Genomic DNA, 958 nt, shown 5'->3' with positions numbered 1-958 from the left:
CGGGCAGGTCCGGTTGCGCGGCCTGGCCGGGAGGCTGAACGCACAGGATATCGCAAATCTGCTCAATGCCCTGAGCAGATGGCCGGACGATGGCAGGAGCCGGGAGGAAGCACTGGAACTGGCCAGGCGCGTCGCAGCAGACGCGCGACTGCGCGAGTCGATGAACGCGCAGGAAGTGGCCAGCGTGCTCAATGCGTTATCGAAGTGGCCGGACGAGGCCGGCGCGCGTGAAGCGGCGCTGCGCCTGGCCGGTCGTCTGGCATCGGATGCAGGGCTGCGCGAATCAATGGACGCGCAGGCGGTGGCCAACGCACTCAATGCGCTCGCGAAGTGGCCGGACAAGGCCGATGCGGGAGGAGCCGCGCTACAGCTGGCCGGTCGCCTGGCAGTGCAGGCCAAGCTGCGCGAGTCGATGAATGTGCAGGCGGTGGCCAACGCGCTTAATGCCCTCTCGAAGTGGCCGGACGAGGCCGACGCGCGTGAAGCGGCGCTGCGCCTGGCCGGTCGCCTGGCCTCGGAGGCGGGCGTGAGGCTGCGCGAGTCGATGAACGCGCAGGATGTGGCCAACGCGCTCAATGCCCTCTCGAAGTGGCCGGACGAGAACAACGCGCGTGGAGCGGCGCTGCGCCTGGCCGGTCATCTGGCCTCGGATGCCGAGCTGCGCGAATCAATGAACGCGCAGGCGGTGGCCAGCGCACTCAATGCGCTCTCGAAGTGGCCGGACGAGGACGCCACGCGTGAAGCGGCCCTGCGCCTGGCCGGTCGCCTGACCTCGGATGCCGGGTTGCGCGGGTCGATGGAAGCCCAACAGGTGGCCAATGCATTCAATGCGCTCTCGAAGTGGCCGGACGAGGACGACGCGCGTGAAGCGGCGCTGCGCCTGGCCGGTCGCCTGACCTCGGAGGCCGGGCTGCGCGGGTTGATGAACGCGCAGGAAGTGGCCAACGCGCTCAATGCG

The 958-nt window shown here is 69.1% G+C and carries 1 pseudogene; it reads left to right on the top strand.

Annotation, left to right across the window (positions count from 1 at the left end):
- Positions 1–958 (top strand): annotated as a pseudogene (locus EVC45_RS46055) (Type III effector protein (Skwp 4)); the annotation flags it as partial.

Source organism: Paraburkholderia sp. UYCP14C, assembly GCF_004197395.1.
Taxonomy (GTDB): Bacteria; Pseudomonadota; Gammaproteobacteria; order Burkholderiales; family Burkholderiaceae; genus Paraburkholderia.
This window is presented reverse-complemented; position numbering and strand designations above follow the sequence as displayed.